16 protein-coding genes are annotated in these 18292 nt (G+C 69.0%); 6 read left to right on the plus strand and 10 right to left on the minus strand.

Annotated elements, in window-relative coordinates:
- The first annotated feature begins 59 nt into the window (after positions 1–59).
- Positions 60–1994: a Stk1 family PASTA domain-containing Ser/Thr kinase gene (gene pknB, locus WFI52_RS11395; protein WP_336627006.1), complete on the plus strand. Its 1935-nt coding sequence runs from the start codon at positions 60–62 to the stop codon at positions 1992–1994.
- Between the two features lie 13 nt (positions 1995–2007).
- Here pknB and WFI52_RS11400 read toward each other — a convergent pair whose 3' ends face one another.
- From WFI52_RS11400 to WFI52_RS11410, 3 genes are all read right to left on the minus strand, one after another.
- Positions 2008–3345, minus strand: a complete 1338-nt coding sequence (locus WFI52_RS11400; protein WP_336627007.1) for a class II 3-deoxy-7-phosphoheptulonate synthase — start codon at positions 3343–3345, stop codon at positions 2008–2010.
- A 61-nt stretch (positions 3346–3406) separates the two neighbouring features.
- Positions 3407–4117, minus strand: coding sequence for a lysophospholipid acyltransferase family protein (locus WFI52_RS11405; RefSeq protein ID WP_336627008.1), 711 nt, complete (start codon positions 4115–4117; stop codon positions 3407–3409).
- 10 nt (positions 4118–4127) lie between these two features.
- Complete coding sequence (locus WFI52_RS11410; protein WP_242087424.1) at positions 4128–5078, minus strand: ROK family glucokinase; 951 nt, start codon at positions 5076–5078, stop codon at positions 4128–4130.
- A gap of 204 nt (positions 5079–5282) precedes the next feature.
- On the opposite strand from WFI52_RS11410, the gene WFI52_RS11415 reads away from it, so the two are divergent.
- Complete coding sequence (locus WFI52_RS11415) at positions 5283–7130, plus strand: AMP-dependent synthetase/ligase (RefSeq protein WP_336627009.1); 1848 nt, start codon at positions 5283–5285, stop codon at positions 7128–7130.
- 18 nt (positions 7131–7148) lie between these two features.
- Here WFI52_RS11415 and WFI52_RS11420 read toward each other — a convergent pair whose 3' ends face one another.
- The 3 genes from WFI52_RS11420 to WFI52_RS11430 are packed head-to-tail and all read right to left on the minus strand — an operon-like array spanning position 7149 to position 12427.
- Positions 7149–7640, minus strand: a complete 492-nt coding sequence (locus WFI52_RS11420) for a peptide deformylase (protein ID WP_336627010.1) — start codon at positions 7638–7640, stop codon at positions 7149–7151.
- Positions 7640–8971 carry a MinD/ParA family ATP-binding protein gene (locus tag WFI52_RS11425; protein ID WP_336627011.1) on the minus strand — a complete coding sequence of 444 codons (1332 nt, stop codon included), beginning with the start codon at positions 8969–8971 and terminating at the stop codon, positions 7640–7642. The genes WFI52_RS11420 and WFI52_RS11425 overlap by 1 nt, the downstream gene beginning before the upstream one ends.
- Positions 8972–9019: 48 nt before the next feature.
- Complete coding sequence (locus tag WFI52_RS11430) at positions 9020–12427, minus strand: pyruvate carboxylase (protein WP_336627042.1); 3408 nt, start codon at positions 12425–12427, stop codon at positions 9020–9022.
- Positions 12428–12520: 93 nt separating this feature from the next.
- Between WFI52_RS11430 and WFI52_RS11435 the strand changes: the two genes are divergently transcribed.
- Positions 12521–13327: a ParA family protein gene (locus WFI52_RS11435; RefSeq protein ID WP_242086549.1), complete on the plus strand. Its 807-nt coding sequence runs from the start codon at positions 12521–12523 to the stop codon at positions 13325–13327.
- 56 nt (positions 13328–13383) lie between these two features.
- Here the strand turns inward: WFI52_RS11435 and WFI52_RS11440 are convergent, their stop codons facing one another.
- From WFI52_RS11440 to WFI52_RS11450, 3 genes are all read right to left on the minus strand, one after another.
- Positions 13384–13941: a MerR family transcriptional regulator gene (locus tag WFI52_RS11440; RefSeq protein WP_242086547.1), complete on the minus strand. Its 558-nt coding sequence runs from the start codon at positions 13939–13941 to the stop codon at positions 13384–13386.
- 99 nt (positions 13942–14040) lie between these two features.
- Positions 14041–14721, minus strand: coding sequence for a transcriptional regulator FtsR (ftsR, locus tag WFI52_RS11445; RefSeq protein WP_242086545.1), 681 nt, complete (start codon positions 14719–14721; stop codon positions 14041–14043).
- Complete coding sequence (locus tag WFI52_RS11450) at positions 14718–15230, minus strand: FHA domain-containing protein (protein WP_242086543.1); 513 nt, start codon at positions 15228–15230, stop codon at positions 14718–14720. Before WFI52_RS11450 ends, ftsR begins: the two co-directional genes overlap by 4 nt.
- Positions 15231–15342: 112 nt before the next feature.
- Between WFI52_RS11450 and WFI52_RS11455 the strand changes: the two genes are divergently transcribed.
- Positions 15343–15690, plus strand: coding sequence for a hypothetical protein (locus tag WFI52_RS11455; RefSeq protein ID WP_336627012.1), 348 nt, complete (start codon positions 15343–15345; stop codon positions 15688–15690).
- Positions 15691–15700: 10 nt separating this feature from the next.
- Here WFI52_RS11455 and WFI52_RS11460 read toward each other — a convergent pair whose 3' ends face one another.
- Positions 15701–16111 carry a hypothetical protein gene (locus WFI52_RS11460; RefSeq protein WP_336627013.1) on the minus strand — a complete coding sequence of 137 codons (411 nt, stop codon included), beginning with the start codon at positions 16109–16111 and terminating at the stop codon, positions 15701–15703.
- Positions 16112–16239: 128 nt separating this feature from the next.
- Between WFI52_RS11460 and WFI52_RS11465 the strand changes: the two genes are divergently transcribed.
- Both WFI52_RS11465 and lpdA read left to right on the plus strand, forming a co-directional pair.
- Positions 16240–16821: a copper resistance CopC family protein gene (locus WFI52_RS11465; protein WP_336627014.1), complete on the plus strand. Its 582-nt coding sequence runs from the start codon at positions 16240–16242 to the stop codon at positions 16819–16821.
- Positions 16822–16830: 9 nt separating this feature from the next.
- Entirely contained in the window at positions 16831–18231 is a 1401-nt protein-coding gene (gene lpdA / locus WFI52_RS11470) for a dihydrolipoyl dehydrogenase (RefSeq protein ID WP_242086534.1), read from the plus strand.
- The last annotated feature ends 61 nt before the right edge of the window (positions 18232–18292 follow it).

An 18292-nucleotide genomic window follows, 5' to 3' on the forward strand; every position in this document is an offset into this window, starting at 1 on the left:
GCCCGCTCAGGGGTGAGGCGCTCCCCGGGCTTTCGGCATCCGCTCCCTAGAATCGCAGGGTGAGCACGAGCCAGCAGACCGACCCGCTGATCGGCCGTCTGGTCGACGGACGGTACCGGGTGCGCGCTCGCATCGCACGCGGCGGCATGGCCACCGTCTACGTCGCGACCGATCTGCGCCTCGAGCGCCGCGTCGCCCTGAAGGTCATGCACGGGCACCTGTCGGATGATCAGGTGTTCCAGGGACGGTTCATCCAGGAGGCGCGCGCCGCCGCCCGGCTGGCCGATCCGCATGTCGTGAACGTCTTCGATCAGGGCCAGGACGGCGAGATGGCCTATCTCGTCATGGAATACCTTCCCGGCATCACTCTGCGCGATCTCCTGCGTGAGCAACGTCGGCTGTCGATCCCGCAGACCATCACGATCATGGATGCCGTGCTGTCGGGCCTCGCTGCGGCGCACCGCGCCGGGATCGTCCACCGCGACGTGAAGCCCGAGAACGTTCTGCTCGCCGAGGACGGCCGGATCAAGATCGGCGACTTCGGACTGGCGCGCGCCACGAGCGCGAACACCGCGACGGGCCAGATGCTGCTCGGCACGATCGCCTACCTCGCCCCCGAGCTCGTCACGCGGGGCACGGCGGACGCGCGCAGCGACATCTACGCGCTCGGGATCATGCTCTACGAGATGCTCGTCGGCGAGCAGCCCTACAAGGGCGAACAGCCGATGCAGATCGCCTACCAGCATGCGACCGATTCCGTGCCGCGGCCGAGCGCCAAGAACCCGGGCATCCCCGAGCAGCTCGATGAGCTCGTGCTGTGGGCGACCGAGCGCGAGCCCGACGAGCGCCCCACCGATGCCCGGGTGATGCTCGACCGCCTACGGGAGATCGAGAAGGAACTGGGGGTGTTCCCGCATGTCGTGCGCGCGCCCGCGGCGGCCGCGGTGCGTGCGGCTGTCATCGATGACGGCATCGATTCCGGCGAGGTCACCAAGGTGCTACCCGGGAGCTTCACCGCCCCGACGGTGACGGACGACACCGACAATGCCACGCGTCTGCGCCGCCGTGCGCGCCGCAACGCGCGCAAAGGGGGGTGGCTGCTCGTCCTCGTGCTGCTGCTCGCGGCTCTCGCCGGTGGCGCCGGCTGGTGGTTCGGCTCGGGTCCCGGATCGCTCATCGCAGTACCCGATGTGACGGGTCAGAGCATCGAGGACGCGTCGGCAACGCTGTCCGCGCACGGCCTCGTCGCCGTCCCCGGGCAGGACTACAGTCGCGACGTCCCGGCCGGGCAGGCGATCGGTACCGACCCGACGAGCGGGACGCACGTCGAGAAGGACGCCCAGGTCACTGTCGTCATCTCCCTCGGTCCGGCATCCCACGACATCGGCGCGCTCGCCGGTCAGAACGTGGAGGCCGCACGGCAGAGCCTCGAGGCGCTGTACATCACGGCCTCCGGGGAGCCGTCGCGCTACTTCACCGACGCCGATCCGGACACCGTCATCGGCGTCTGGATCACGCCGCCCGGCGGCGGCGACGCGGTCGACTGCGCAAACGGCTGCACCGCGTTCGAGGGTTCGACGGTCATGTTCGACGTGTCGATCGGCCCGGTGCCCGATGTCTCCGGCGAGACGGTGGATGCCGCGACCGCGAAGCTGCGCTCGGTCGATCTGGCTGCGACCACGACCGAGGAGTTCAGCTCCGACGTCGACAAGGGCGACGTCATCCGCATCGCCGACCGCGCGGACGGCGGGCACTTCCGCCCCGGAGACACCGTCACGCTCGTCGTATCCAAGGGTCCGGAACCCATCGAGGTCCCCGACGTGACCGGCGACACGGTTGCCGTCGCGATGCAGACGCTGCGTGACGCGGGCTTCGAACCCGGCACCGCTCTGCCCGAGATCGTGTGGGGCATCTTCACGGTATCGAGCACGAGCCCCGCTGCCGGCACGATGCAGCTGCCCGGCACGAAGATCACCGTCCGCTCCACCGGCTGATCCGGCGCGTGGATCAGCGCTTCTCGAGCTCCTCGGCCACGAGGAAGGCGAGCTCGAGCGATTGCATGTGGTTCAGGCGCGGGTCGCACAGGCTCTCGTAGCGCGTCGCGAGGGTCGCCTCGTCGATCTGCTCCGAACCGCCCAGGCACTCCGTCACATCGTCGCCGGTGAGCTCGACGTGGATGCCGCCGGGGTGGGTCCCCGCGGCGCGATGCGCCTCGAAGAACCCACGCACCTCGTCGACGACGTCGTCGAAGCGACGCGTCTTGTATCCGGTGGGGGTCGTGATGCCGTTGCCGTGCATGGGGTCGGTGACCCAGAGCGGTGTGGCACCGGCATCCTTCACCGCTTCCAGCAGCGGCGGCAGCGCGTCGCGGATCTTGCCTGCACCCATGCGCGTGATGAATGTCAGGCGACCGGGCTCGCGCTCGGGGTCGAGCTTGTCAATGAGCGCGAGCGCCACCGACGGATCGGTCGTCGGACCGAGCTTGACACCGATGGGGTTTCGGATCTTCGAGAAGTAGTCGACGTGCGCTCCGTCGAGTTCGCGCGTGCGCTCCCCGATCCACAGGAAGTGCGCCGACGTGTTGTACGGCGTGTGCGTGCGCGAATCGATGCGGGTCATCGGCCGCTCGTAGTCCATCAGCAGGCCCTCATGACCCGTGTAGAACTCGACGCGCTTGAGTTCATCGAAGTCGGCGCCGGCCGCCTCCATGAACTTGATCGCGCGGTCGATCTCTGTCGCGAGGCGCTCGTACTGCTGATTCGCCGGGTTCTGCGCGAAGCCCTTGTTCCACGAATGCACTTCGCGCAGGTCGGCGAAGCCCCCCTGCGTGAACGCACGGATGAGATTGATGGTGGATGCCGCGGTGTGGTACCCCTTCAGCAGCCGCTGCGGATCGGCCGTGCGCGACCCCTCCGTGAAGTCGTAGCCGTTGACGATGTCGCCGCGGTACGCAGGCAGCGTCACATCACCGCGCGTCTCGGTGTTGCTCGATCGGGGCTTGGCGAACTGACCTGCCATGCGCCCCATTTTCACGACAGGCATGGATGCCCCGTACGTCAGCACGACGGCCATCTGCAGCACCGTCTTGATGCGGTTGCGGATCTGCTCGGCGGTGGCGCCGGCGAACGTCTCCGCACAGTCGCCGCCCTGCAGAAGAAACGCCTGGCCGGCAGCGGCCTTCGCGAGACGATCGCGCAGGTTGTCGACCTCACCGGCGAAGACGAGCGGCGGGAGACTCGCGATCTCGGTCGACACGGCGGCGACGGCGTCGGCATCGGGCCAGAGCGGCTGCTGCTTGATCGGGAGCGAGCGCCAGTGATCCAGGTCGGCGTGCAGGGTGGGCATCCGGCCAGTCTAGTGGGGCCTCACGCCCGCAGAGGTCCGCATGACGGGGTCGGACCGCGCCTCACGCCGCCGGCGACGACGGGGCTGCCGCCACTGCGTTCGCGCGGTCCTTCACGGTCGAGGCATAGACGTCGTCGTACTCCTGCTCACCGAGGCGCTGCAGAGCCACCATGATCTCGTCGGTCACCGATCGCAGGACATACCTGTCGGACTCCATGCCGTGGAAGCGGGAGAAATCGAGCGGCTCACCGATCACCATGCCGACGCGACCGATGCGCGGGATCGTGCGGCCGATCGGCATGATCTCACCTGTGTCCACCATGACGACGGGGATCACGGGGACGCGAGCCTCGAGCGCCATTCGAGCAAGGCCCGTGCGGCCGCGGTAGAGCTTGCCGTCAGGACTACGAGTGCCCTCGGGGTAGATGCCGAGCAGGTCGCCGCGCCCGAGCACCTGCAGACCGGTGTTGAGCGAGTCCTCGGAGGCCTTTCCACCCGTACGGTCGATCGGGATCTGCCCGGTCGCCTTCATGAACATCCGCGTCGCCCAGCCTTTGAGGCCCCTGCCCGTGAAGTAGTCGCTCTTGGCCAAGAAGCTCATCGGGCGGTCGATCATGAGCGGGAGGAAGATCGAGTCGCTCACCGAGAGGTGATTGGACGCGAGGATCGCCGCCCCGTCCGCGGGGATGTTCGTGCGGCCCACGATCCACGGCCGGAAGATCGCCTTGACGATCGGTCCGATCACGACGTATTTCATGAACCAGTAGAACATCGCGGTTCCCTCACTCCGCCCGGACGCCCGACCGGAGCCCCGCCAGATCGGCCACACCGACCAAGCCCGCATCGTTGCCGAGCATCGCCGTCACGAATCGGGCGGTCGGGCGGTCGCCGAACCCCGGCAAAGCGGATTCGTACGCGATGCGGGTGGGCTCGAGCAGCACCTCGCCGAGGTCGGCCACTCCCCCTCCGATCACGAAGAGTTCGGGATCGAGGACCGCTTGGAAGCCGCCGCAGGCCTCGCCGAGCGCGGTCGCGACGCGACGCACCGCCTCGATCGCGCCCTCATCGCCCTCGCTCAGCAGCAGGGCGAGCTGAGGGCCGTGCACGAGACCGTCGGCGCCGCGGTGCGCGGCGAGCCGCTCGCCGATCCCGCCGGCGTCTGCGATGTCACCGAGCTCGCGCTGCAGCGCCCGCCCGGACGCATACTGCTCGAGGCATCCGTTCTGCCCGCAGCCGCACGGGCGCCCGCCGCGGACGAAGCGCAGGTGACCGAGTTCGGCCGCGCTGCCGTTCGCGCCGATGACGAGGGTGCCGTCGGCGATGACGGCGCCGCCGACGCCCGTGCCGAGGGTCACCATCACCATGTCGGAGGTGCCGCGCCCCGCACCGAACCGATACTCCCCCCAGCCCGCGGCATTCGCGTCGTTCTCGAGGGTCACCGGGCGCCCGATGCGTTCCTCGAACTGCGCGCGCAGCGGAACGTCGTGCCAATCGATGTTGGGCGCGTGCATCATGATCGAGCGCGTGCGGTCGATGTAGCCCGCCGCCGCGACGCCCACGCTGTGGACATCGTGGCGCACGGCGAAGCCCTCGACCATGTCCGCGACGGCGCGGGCGAGATCGGCGGTGTCCGTCGGAGTGACGACGCGCGCGCGTTCGATGATGCGTCCGTCCTCTGCGACGACGCCGCCCGCGATCTTCGTTCCGCCGATATCGATGCCGACGTTGAGCACGACGTGTTCCTCCCGATTTCCGCGCAACGCCGATCGGCGTCACAGCACCGGAGAGTCTAGTGTGGACAGAACAGTCCCACGGGATGCATCCGCCGGACATTGATCGGTACCGATGCCGCCCCGCGAGACTGAGTATCACGAACAGTTAGACTGGATCCCAGCCGTCATCCCGACGCCACTCGGTACCGAAGGAGTTGCCGCACCATGAGCGCCGCCGCCCAGTTCGAAGTCCCCGCGATCGTCCCTGCCGATCCCGATGCCAACATCAGCGACCTTCTGATCGAGCGGGTGAAGGCGACGCCGTCGCTCGCACTGTTCGCCGTGCCCGAGGGCTCGGGCGAGGGCGCGGGATGGCGCGACATCACGGCCGCCGAGTTCGAGCGCGAGGTGATCGCCCTGGCGAAGGGATTCGTGGCCGCGGGCATCGAGCCCGGCGACAAGGTCGGATTCCTCGCCCGAACGACGTACGAATGGACGCTCGTCGACTTCGCGCTCTTCTTCGCCGGCGCCGTCATGGTGCCGGTCTACGAGACGAGTTCCGCCTCTCAAGTGAGCTGGATCCTCTCCGACTCGGGAGCGATCGCGGTGCTCACCGAAAGCGCAGAGCACTCCGCCCGCGTCGAAGAGGTTCGTGCCGAGCTGCCGCTCATCCGCGACGTGTGGACCATGGCATCCGGCGCCCTGGACACCCTGCGCGCCGGCGGTGTCGATGTCGCCGATGAGGAGATCGAGCGTCGTCGCAACCTCGCCGTCGGCTCCGACATCGCGACGCTCATCTACACCTCGGGGTCGACGGGACGCCCGAAGGGCTGCGTGCTCACGCACAGCAACTTCGTCGAACTCGCGCGCAACTCCGCGAAGGCGCTCGAAGAGGTCGTGAACACCCCCGGCGCCTCCACCCTGCTGTTCATCACGACGGCGCATGTGTTCGCGCGCTTCATTTCGATCCTCGATGTCCACGCGGGTGTCAAGACCGGGCACCAGCCCGACACGAAGCAGCTCCTTCCGGCGCTCGGCTCCTTCCAGCCGACGTTCCTGCTGGCCGTGCCGCGCGTCTTCGAGAAGGTCTACAACTCGGCGGAGCAGAAGGCCGAGGCCGGCGGCAAGGGCAAGATCTTCCGCGCCGCCGCGCACACCGCGATCGAGCACTCGACCCTCCTCCAGGAGGGCAAGAAGGTGCCCCTCGGCACGAAGATCAAGTTCGCCCTGTTCGACAAGCTCGTCTACAGCAAGCTGCGCGCCGCCATGGGCGGCCGCGTGACGTACGCCGTCTCCGGCTCGGCCCCGCTCGGCCCGCGGCTCGGCCACTTCTTCCACAGCCTCGGTGTCACGATCCTCGAGGGCTACGGGCTCACCGAGACCACAGCGCCCGCGACGGTCAATCTCGCCAAGAAGTCCAAGATCGGCACGGTGGGTCCCGTCCTCCCCGGCGTCGGTGTGCGCCTCGCCGATGACGGCGAGGTGGAGGTCCGCGGCATCAACGTCTTCAAGGAGTACTGGCAGAACGACGAAGCAACGGCCGCCGCGTTCGACGGAGACTGGTTCAAGACGGGTGATCTCGGGTCGTTCGACGACGAGGGCTTCCTCACGATCACGGGTCGCAAGAAGGAGATCATCGTGACGGCCGGCGGCAAGAACGTCTCGCCGGCGGCGCTCGAGGACCCGATCCGAGCGAACCCGATCGTCGGTCAGGTGGTCGTCGTGGGCGACCAGAAGCCGTTCATCTCCGCGCTCGTGACACTCGATCCCGAGATGCTGCCGACCTGGCTCGGCAACAACGGCCTCGCCGCCGACATGACGCTGGCGGATGCCGCGAACAACCCGACCGTCCGGGCCGAGGTCCAGCGCGCCATCGACATCGCCAACAAGGGCGTCTCGCGTGCGGAGTCGATCCGCAAGTTCACGATCCTCGACACGGAGTGGACCGAGGCGAGCGGACATCTCACGCCGAAGCTCTCGATCAAGCGAAACGTCATCCTGGACGACTTCGCCGACGCCATCGAGGACATCTACACCGTGCCGGTCACGACCACCAACGTGTCGCTCGGCTGACGCCGCCCGCGGCGCGGGTCAGAACCACGCCGACTCGCGTACCTCGCGCATCGCCCGCTTGCGGTCGTCGGGCGCGAGGCGCGAGAGGTACAACATGCCGTCGAGGTGGTCGGTCTCGTGCTGGAGGGCTTGCGCCATCAGGCCCTCCCCCTCGAGGACGACCTCGCTCCCGTCGAGATCGACACCCTCGACGCGCGCCCAGGGGTGCCGCAACGCCTCGTGCCAGAGGCCCGGAACCGAGAGGCATCCCTCACCCACCGGCACGGGCTCGCCGCGGACCTCGGCGAGCACGGGGTTGAGGATGTAACCGATCTCGCCGTCGATGTTGTAGCTGAAAGCACGCAGCCCGACACCGATCTGCGGGGCAGCGACTCCGGCGCGCCCCGGGAGCTCGACCGTGTCGAGAAGGTCCTGAACGAGGCTGCGGACGCCGTCGTCGACGGTGTCGATGGGCGCGCTGACGGCGCGCAGCACCGGGTCGCCGAACAGGCGGATCGTGCGGACGGCCATCAGGCGGCAGCCTGCGCGCGCAGACCTTCGACCACCGTCGCCGCAAGCCGACGTGCGGCCTCGCGGGTCTCCGACTGCAGATCGCGGAAGGCGATCGCACTGCCGGAAGCGATGTGCGGGTCGTAGGGCATGCGGACGACCTGACGCACACGACTGCGGAAGTGTGCCTCGAGCTCGTCGGCACGGACGAGCGGCGCACCGGGGCGCGCCGTGTTGAGGACGACGACGGCGCCGCGCACGCGCTCGGCGTACCCGTTCGACTCAAGCCACGTGAGGGTCTCGGAGGCGAGGCGCGCCTCATCGATCGAGAGTCCCGCGACGATGACGAGGGTATCGGCGCGCTCGAGGGTGGCATCCATCACGGAATGCACGATGCCCGTGCCCGTGTCGGTGAGCACGACCGAGTAGAAGTGCGCCGCGATCTCGGCGACGTCACGGTAGTCGTCATCGCTGAAGGCTTCGGACACGTGGGGATCGGCATCGGAGGCCAGGACGTCGAGGCGCGTCTGGTCGCGACCGACGATCTGAGAGATGTCGTTGAAACCCTGCACGTCGGCGCGCGCACGCACGAGGTCGCGCACGGTCTTTCCGCTCGTCCGTCCGATGCGCTCGGCGAGCGTTCCCCGGTCGGGGTTCGCGTCGACGGCGATGATGCGGTCCTCCCGCGCGTCGGCGAGCGCCATTCCGAGAAGAGTCGTGACGGTCGTCTTGCCGACGCCGCCCTTGCGCGAGAGTACCGGGACGAATCGTGCGCCGCCCGGAAGAGGCGCGGCGATGCGTGCATCGAGTGCCTTGCGCTCACGTGCGCGGCGGCTGTCACCGAGGTTCAGACGGCGCCCCGAGAGCGTGTCCACGAGGTGACGCCAGGCCCCCTCCGGCTCGGCGCGCACGACGTGGGCCGGGTCGAGCAGTCGATCGGGCGTCAGCAGATCGGCGCTCTCTCGATCCGCCTCGAAGTCACCCAGCCGGCGGGACTGCAGCGTGATCTCGGAGGTGCGCGGGCGGACGCGCTCATGGTGGTCCGCGTCGGACTCCGGCGCCACGGCCGCCGCGACCGCACCCCTGACATCGCTCCGCTCGGCCGCGGCGGGCAGCGAGCGTGCCGCCGGAGCGGGGATCACCCGGCTCGGGGCGCCGTCGTCCACCCCGTCGAGGACGACGTCGTCATCCTCCACGAGGTCGTCGTCATCGGATGCCACGACCGGCAGCGCGACGTCGACCTGCGCCGTCCCGCCCGCCACGATGCCGATGCCGGTCGTGTCGGCGCCAGCCTCGGGAAGGACACCGTTGTCGACCTCGTCGGCCCCGTTGTCGCCTGCTTCATTGGCCACGCTGCACACTCCCAGATCGTTCGCGGGCGCCGCGCGCCCCGGTCCAGGCTAGTCGGCGGGTCGGATGACGACCAAAAGGTCACCCGCCTCAACCGGCGAACTCGTCGCGATGGCAATGCGCTCGACGACGCCCGCTACGGGTGCGGTGATGGCCGCTTCCATCTTCATCGCCTCGATCGAAGCCACCGGCTGTCCCGCCGCAACGCGGTCGCCGACGGCGGCCTTGACCGTGATGACGCCGGCAAAGGGCGCCGCGACCTGGCCGGGCTTGGAGGTGTCGGCCTTCTCGGCCGCGACCTTGTCGACCGCGACCTTCCGGTCGCGTACCCAGACGGGGCGCAGTTGCCCGTTGAGCGTCGTCATGACGGTGCGCATGCCCGCGGCATCCGGCTCGCCGATCGCTTCGAGGCCGACGTAGAGCTGCACCCCCGGGTCGATCTCGGCGACGTGCTCTTCGCCGGGCTTGAGGCCGTAGAAGTAGTCCGGGGTGCCGAGTGCCGAGAGGTCGCCGTATGCGGCACGGGTAGCCTCGAGGTCCTTCGCGGGCCCCGGGAACAGCAGCCGGTTGAGCGTGCGGCGACGCGTCGCGGCATCGCCGGCGAGGCCGTCCTCCTCCTCCGGCTTCAGCGGCGGGATCTCGACGGACACCTCGCGGCCTGCGAGCACTTTCGTGCGGAACGGCTCCGGCCATCCTCCAGGCAGGTCACCGAGCTCACCGGCCATGAAGCCGACGACGGAGTCGGGGATGTCGTAGTTCTGCGGGTTCTCCTCGAAGTCGGCCGGATCGGCATTCGCCGCGACGAGGGCGAGCGCGAGATCGCCGACGACTTTCGATGACGGCGTGACCTTCGGCAGCCGTCCGAGCAGTCGGTCGGCCGCCGCGTACATGTCCTCGATGCGCTCGAAGTCGTCGGCCATACCGAGCGCGATCGCCTGCTGCCGCAGGTTCGACAGCTGCCCTCCGGGGATCTCGTGGTGGTACACGCGGCCCGTCGGGCTCGGCAGACCCGATTCGAAAGGCCGATAGAGGTGACGCACGGCTTCCCAGTACGGCTCGAGGTCGCTCACGGCCTGGAGGGACAGCCCCGTGTCGCGGTCGGTGTGCGCAAGCGCCGCGACGAGCGCGGACAGCGAGGGCTGGCTCGTCGTCCCCGCGAGCGGGGCGGCGGCGGCATCCACGGCGTCGGCGCCGGCGGCGCTCGCCGCGAGAAGCGTCGCGAGCTGACCACCCGCCGTGTCGTGCGTGTGCACGTGCACGGGCAGGTCGAAGCGTTCGCGCAGAGCCGTGACGAGCTTCGCCGCGGCCGCGGGGCGAAGAAGACCCGCCATGTCCTTGATCGCGAGGATGTGCGCGCCGGATGCCGCGATGCGGTCGGCGAGGCGCAGGTAGTAGTCGAGCGTGTACAGCTTCTCCGCGGGGTCCAGCAGATCGGCGGTGTAGCAGACGGCGACCTCGGCCACCCCGGTGCCCGTCTCGAGGACTGCGCTGATCGCCGGCAGCATCTGGTCGACGTCGTTGAGGGCGTCGAAGATGCGGAAGATATCGACACCGGTCGCCGCCGCCTCCTTCACGAAGGCATCGGTGACGGCGGTCGGCCGCGGCCTATAGCCGACGGTGTTCCTCCCGCGCAGCAGCATCTGGATCGGGATGTTCGGCATCGCATCGCGGAGGGCTTCGAGTCGCTCCCACGGGTCCTCGGCGAGGAATCGCAGGGCGACGTCGTACGTCGCCCCGCCCCACGCCTCCACCGACAGCAGCTGCGGCGTCATGCGCGCGACGTGCGGGCCGACCCGCACGAGGTCGCGCGTGCGCACGCGCGTCGCGAGCAAGGACTGGTGCGCGTCCCGGTACGTCGTCTCGGTGACGGCCAGGGCGGTCTGTGCGCGCAGGGCCTGAGCGAAGCCCGCGGGGCCGAGTTCGCGCAGCACGTCGCGGTTGCCGCGCGGTACCGGCGCCCGCAGATCGATCGACGGCAGCTTGCTTCCCGGCGAAACCGACAGCGGCTTCTCGCCGTACGGGCGGTTCACCGTCACATCCGCGAGCCAGTTCAGCAGCTTCGTCGCGCGGTCGCGCGAGGGGTTCTGCGTGAGCAGCTGGGGACGCTCGTCGATGAACGACGTCGACAGGTCGCCGGCGACGAACGCCGGGTCATCCAGCACGGCACGCAGGAACGGGATGTTCGTCGAGACGCCGCGGATACGGAACTCCGCGAGGGCTCGGCGGGCGCGGGCGACCGCGGCGGGGAAGTCGCGACCGCGACACGTGAGCTTCGCGAGCATCGAGTCGAAGTGCGGGCTGATCTGCGATCCGGCGGCGGTCGTGCCACCGTCGAGGCGGATGCCGGCCCCACCCGGTGAACGGTAGGTCGTGATGCGCCCCGTGTCGGGCCGGAAGCCCTGCGACGGATCCTCCGTCGTGATGCGGGTCTGCAGGGCCGCCCCGCGCAGATGGATGTCCTCCTGATGGAGGCCCAGCTCACCGAGCGTCTCCCCCGCCGCGATGCGCATCTGCGATTGCACGAGATCGACGTCCGTGACCTCCTCCGTCACGGTGTGCTCGACCTGGATGCGCGGGTTCATCTCGATGAAGACGACCTCGCCGGTACGGGGGCCCGCCGTCTCGAGGAGGAACTCGACGGTGCCGGCATTGACGTAGCCGATGGAGCGTGCGAACGCGACGGCGTGCGCGTGCAGTGCGTCGCGGATCGCGGGGTCGAGGTTCGGTGCCGGAGCGATCTCGATGACCTTCTGGTGGCGCCGCTGCACGGAGCAGTCACGTTCGAACAGGTGGACGGTCTCCCCCGCGGCATCCGCGAGGATCTGCACCTCGATGTGGCGCGGACGGATGACGGCCTGCTCCAGGAAGACGCGTCCGTCACCGAATGCGGCGGCCGCCTCGCGCGAGGCCTCGGCGATGGCCGGGGGCAGCTCGCCGGAAGTCTCGACACGGCGCATGCCGCGCCCGCCTCCGCCCGCGACGGCCTTGACGAAGATCGGGAAGCCGATCTCCTCAGCCTGCGCGACGAGCGCATCGACGTCGTCGGATGCCTCGGTGGAGCGCAGCACCGGCACCCCCGCGGCGATCGCATGCTCCTTCGCGGTCACCTTGTTGCCCGCCATCTCGAGGGCGCGCGCGGGAGGTCCGATGAACGTGATGCCGTTCTCAGCGGCCCGCGCGGCGAGTTCGGGGTTCTCCGAGAGGAATCCGTACCCGGGATAGATCGCGTCGGCGCCGGAGGCGACCGCGACGCGGATGATCTCCTCGACGTCGAGGTAGGCACGCACCGGATGCCCCTGCACACCGATCTCGTACGACTCATCGGCCTTCTGCCGGTGCAGCGAGCCGCGATCCTCCCACGGGAACACCGCGACGGTACGCGCGCCCAGCTCATAGGCGGCGCGGAAGGCTCGGATGGCGATTTCACCGCGGTTCGCGACGAGGATCTTACGGAACATGCTCACCTCTCGAGGGGAGGGGCCGCCGTGCGACATCACACGACGGTATGCCTGAGTGTCCTCACAGCCTAGGGGACGGTAACGTAGAGCCTTGTGCACGTGCTCTCCGTCTCCTCACTCAAGGGGGGTGTCGGCAAGACGACCGTGACTCTGGGTCTCGCCTCCGCGGCGTTCGCCCGGGGTGTGCGGACACTCGTCGTCGACCTCGACCCCCAGTCCGACGTGTCGACGGGCATGGACATCCAGGTCGCTGGACGTCTCAACGTCGCCGATGTGCTCGCCAATCCCAAGGAGAAGGTCGTCCGTCAGGCGATCACTTCGAGCGGCTGGGCGAAGGTGCACTCCGGCACGATCGACGTCATGATCGGCAGCCCGTCGGCGATCAACTTCGACGGACCGCATCCGAGCGTGCGCGACGTCTGGAAGCTCGAGGAAGCGCTCGCCACGATCGAGGCGGACTACGACCTCGTGCTGATCGACTGCGCCCCCTCGCTCAATGCGCTGACGCGCACCGCGTGGGCGGCATCCGACCGCGTCGTGGTCGTCACCGAACCGGGTCTGTTCTCCGTCGCGGCCGCGGACCGCGCGCTCCGCGCGATCGAGGAGATCCGCCGGGGACTGTCGCCCCGCCTGCAGCCGCTCGGCATCGTCGTCAACCGCGTGCGCCCCCAGTCGATCGAGCACCAGTTCCGCATCAAAGAGCTGCGCGACATGTTCGGGCCGCTCGTCCTCTCGCCCCAGCTGCCCGAGCGTACGTCGCTCCAGCAGGCGCAGGGGGCCGCGAAGCCACTGCACATCTGGCCCGGAGACTCCGCTCAGGAACTCGCGGGAGACTTCGACGCGCTCCTGGACCGTGTCATGCGCACCGGCCGCATCTCCGCAGGAGAGCAGCGGGCCTGACGGCGCGCGGCGCGCGGAGCTGCGATCCCGGCGTCGGGTTCAGGTTCAGCGGCGGGTCAGGCGGAGCGCTTACTGCGCCGCGCGGCGAGCTCGTCGACCGGATCCGGCGCCTGCGGCTCGAAATCGACGAGAGTCGACTCGACCTCGTGCAGGACTTTGCCGACGGCGATGCCGAAGACGCCCTGACCGCGGTTGACGAGGTCGATCACCTCATCGTTGGACGTGCACAGGTACACCGAAGCGCCGTCGCTCATGAGAGTCGTGCCGGCGAGATCGCGGATGCCGGCTGCGCGCAGCTGCGCGACCGCCGTGCGGATCTGCGGAAGCGAGATGCCGGTGTCGAGGAGGCGCTTGACCAGCTTGAGGACGAGGATGTCGCGGAAGCCGTACAGCCGCTGCGAGCCCGACCCGCTGGCTCCGCGCACGGTCGGTTCGACCAGCTCGGTGCGAGCCCAGTAGTCGAGCTGGCGATAGGTGATCCCCGCGGCACGGGCGGCGACGGCCCCGCGGTAGCCGACCTCGTCGTCCATCTGCGGAAGGCCGTCGGTGAACAGCAACTCGGTCTGGAACGGCTGTTCGGCGGGGGAACCCGCGGGCGCGTCATGCGCGGTCATCGTCGCCTCCAGCCGGACCGGTGTTGTCCTTCCACGGTAGAGGACGACTCCCCCACCGGCAACGACATCCGGCCGTGCGATCTCGGCGTGTCGCGGTGCTCACGGCGCGAGGCGGTCGAGCGCTGCCCCGAGAAACGCCGCGCGCGCCTCGTCGATCCGCCGCACCAGCTCGGGCGCGAGTTCGTTCGCACGTGCGCGCGATGCGGCATCCGTCCGGCGCAGCAGCGGCGCGAGGGCGCTGCCGACGAGCGCGACTTCGCGCTCCACGGCCTGGCGGGTACCGCGAACATGTCGGGGCTGGATGCCATGGCCATCGAGCGCGACGAGCGCGCGCAGAAGCCCGAGCGTGCGTTCGTCATACGTGTCCGCCGGCACGATCAGGCCCGCGCTGATCGCCGCGTCGAGAAGCCCCGCGGACGCGTTGGCGCTCGCGAGGAGCTCATCGCGGCGATAGCGGCGCGGCGTCTCGAGGATCGACGTCGGCAGCGCAACCTCGGTGTCGCCATCGTGCGCGTCGAGGTATTCGCGGATGCGGGCCAGCTTGAAGTCATGGTCGCGCTGGAGCGTCAGCGCGGTTCGGATGCGCGCGACATCCGACGGCGAGAACTTGCGGTAGCCCGCATCGGTGCGCAGCGGCGCGACGAGCCCCTGCTCCTCGAAGTAGCGGAGCTTGCTCGCACTCAGGTGCGGGAACTCCGGGGTCAGGCGCGCCAGTACCTGGCCGATGCTGAGGTGACCCGAGGACGCGGAGCGTCCACGGGAAGCCGCGGCGGGGCTCACGCGCCGGCCACCGCGGAGCGATCGACGGGTGAGACGAAGAAGTTGAGACGGAACTTGCCGATGCGCACCTCGGCGCCGTCGTCGAGAACGGCGCGATCGACGCGCTCACCGTTGACGTACGTGCCGTTGAGGGAACGCTGATCGACGAGCTCGAAGAAGCCGCCGGTCCGCGTGATCTCGGCGTGCCGACGGGAGACGGTGACGTCATCGAAGAAGATGTCGGCCTCGGGGTGACGCCCCACGGTGGTCACATCGCTGTCGAGGAGGTAGCGCGCGCCGGCCGTCGGGCCAGAGCGCACGAGCAGCAGGGCCGCTCGTGAGGGGAGTGCGCCGATCGCCTCGAGTTCGGCCTCGGTCAGGTCGCTGCCGAACGGGATGAACGACAGGTCGGAGTCGTGGCCGAACGTCTGCGTCGAGTCGACGGCGCCGCGGCCGACGGCGACGGGATCTTCGGCGTCTCGGCGGATGTCTCCGGCGCCGGGTGCGGCGTCGCGCTCACTGTTGTCCACGGTGTCCTCCTCTCTCTTCACCCTACTGGTTTGTTGCGCGATGTGTCGCCCGTCGAGCGACGCCCGAGCGCCCGATCTAGCCTGGACCCACCCGACCAGAAGGAGACCTCCCGTGTCCACGCCGCAGAACCGCCTCACGCCCGCCCCGGTGCGTCAGGACGCGATCTGCATGTGCGCGCACGATCGGGCGTGCTCCTCCTTCGCCCCGGGCCACGCCGTGCATCTGATCCAGGCGCGACTGGTCTCGGCGACACCCGGCGAATGGGTCGACGCGATCGTGACGACCGCGGACCCGGCGGAGGGCACACTCCTGCTGCACACGCTGGACGGACGCGCACTCGCGCTGTGGAACGGCTCCGGCGCCGCCGCCGTCGTCACGGCCGGCGCACCGGTCGCCTACCACGAGCGCTACCACACGCTCGCCGTGGGCTCCCACCTGTTCAACGCGCTCGCACTCTGAGCGCCCATCGTCAGGCCGCGGCCATCGCGTCCTTCACCGCCATGCAGGCGTCCATGCACGCGCGGCACGCATCGGCGCACATCTTGCAGACGGGGCTTTCATCGGCGTGCATCATGCACATGTCCATGCACGTCTGACACATGGCCATGCAGGCATCGAGCATCGCCATCATGGATGCCGGTGTCATGCCCTGCATGCGCATCATGGCGCGCATCATCGTGTTGCACATGTCGGCGCAGTTCATGCACGACGGCGCGCAGTCCATCATCTGAACGGAGCAGACAGTGCAGGCCTGCTCGCAGGCGGCACAGGCATCCATGCACGTCTGCGCCGCTCTCATCACGGCAGCCATGTCCAGAGCGGGCATGCCCTCCATCGACATCATGTCCTCGGACATCGCATTCATCATCATCGCGTCCATCGCGGCGCACCTCTCCCTCGTCGGGGCGGGCCACGCGGAGAGACCCGCCGGTATGCACATTGCGTGCGTGTGGCCACGGTATCGCGCAGGACCGTGCGGCGACAGGCTCACGTAGGCTCGGAAGGGTGATGTCACAAGAAGTTCACACGAGGCTCCGCGTCTCCGCGGTGCTGATCGGATTGTTCGCCGTCATCGGCATCGTCTTCGCCGGAGCGCCCGCCTGGGCGCACGACGAGCTGATCGGCTCAGACCCCGCGACGGGCGCGCGCGTCGACGCCCTCCCGGCGGAGATCACGATGACCTTCAGTGGCGTGCTCATGGACGAGCCCGGCGCGACCGACGTCGTCGTGACGGATGCCGCGGGCACCGATCTCACGTCCGGCGATCCCGTCATCGACGGAACGCGGCTGACGCAGCAGCTCAGCGGGAGCGCCGCCGGTGAGGTGACCGTCATCTGGCGGGTCGTCTCGAGTGACGGGCATCCCGTCTCCGACCAGTTCACGTTCACCGTCGCGGGCGACGCCGCCGTGGCACCGACGGGGAGCGCGCCTTCGCCGACCGATGCCGCCCCGGAAGACCCCGACATGGCCGGGACCGACATGACGGGATGGCTGTGGGGTGGCGCGCTCGTCGCGGTGCTCGCCGCAGGCGTCATCGTCTTCGTCGTGGTGGAGCGCAAGACGAGGAGCCGACCCTCGAGCCGGGACTAGGCTTAAGGCATGCCTCATTACAACGTCGTCGTCCTCGGCGCCGGCCCCGGCGGCTATGTCGCAGCGGTCCGCGCCGCGCAGCTCGGTCAGTCCGTCGCGATCATCGAAGAGAAGTACTGGGGCGGTGTCTGCCTCAACGTCGGCTGCATCCCCTCCAAGGCGCTTCTGAAGAACGCCGAGGTCGTGCACACGCTGAAGCACAAGGCAGACTTCTTCGGCATCTCGGGAGAGTTCACCGCCGACTTCGGCGCGGCCTTCGATCGGTCGCGCGTCGTCGCCGACGGGCGCGTCAAGGGCATCCACTACCTGATGAAGAAGAACAAGGTCACCGAGTACGAGGGCCGCGGGTCGTTCACCGGCCCCAAGGCGATCACGGTGACGAAAGCCGACGGCTCCACCGAGGAGGTCACCTTCGACAACGTCATCATCGCGACCGGCTCGACGGTGCGCCTGCTCCCCGGCGTCTCGCTCAGCGAGAACGTCGTGACCTACGAGGAGCAGATCCTCACGCGCGACCTGCCGGGTTCGATCGTCATCGTCGGTGCCGGCGCGATCGGTATGGAGTTCGCGTACGTCCTGACGAATTACGGCGTGAAGGTCACGATCATCGAGTTCCTCGACCGCGCCCTCCCCAACGAGGACGCGGACGTGTCGAAGGAGATCGCGAAGCAGTACCGCAACCTCGGTGTCGACATCCTCGTCGGCACGAAGGTCGAATCGGTGGTGGATTCCGGCGACAAGGTCACGGTGTCCTACTCCGACAACAAGAGCGGCGAGAAGGGCCAGATCGAAGCCGACAAGGTGCTCATGTCGATCGGCTTCGCGCCGCGCGTCGAAGGCTTCGGCCTCGAGAACACCGGCGTGAAGCTCACCGAGCGTGGGGCGATCGAGATCGACGACTTCATGCGCACGAACGTCGACGGCATCTACGCGATCGGTGACGTCACCGCCAAGCTGCAGCTCGCGCACGTCGCCGAGGCCCAGGGCGTCGTCGCTGCGGAGACGATCGGCGGCGCCGAGACGATGGCGCTCGGCGACTACCGCATGATGCCGCGCGCGACGTTCTGCTCTCCGCAGGTCGCCTCGTTCGGCTACACCGAGGCGCAGTACAAGGAGACCGGACGCGAGTACAAGGTCGCGACGTTCCCGTTCATGGCGAACGGCAAGGCGCACGGCCTCGGCGAGCCGGTCGGTTTCGTGAAGCTCATCGCGGATGCCGAACATCTCGAGCTCGTCGGCGGCCACCTCATCGGCCCCGATGTGTCGGAGCTTCTGCCCGAGCTCACCCTCGCGCAGAAGTGGGACCTCACGGCGCTCGAGCTCGCACGCAACGTGCACACCCACCCGACGCTGTCGGAGGCGCTGCAGGAGGCCTTCCACGGTCTCGCGGGCCACATGATCAATCTGTAATCTGGCACGCACGACGAACGCCGCCCCATCGAAGCCGGGGGCGGCGTTCGTCGTTCGCCCG

Origin of the sequence: Microbacterium sp. MMO-20, from assembly GCF_037147735.1 — a bacterium.
In the GTDB taxonomy this organism is placed as follows: domain Bacteria; phylum Actinomycetota; class Actinomycetes; order Actinomycetales; family Microbacteriaceae; genus Microbacterium.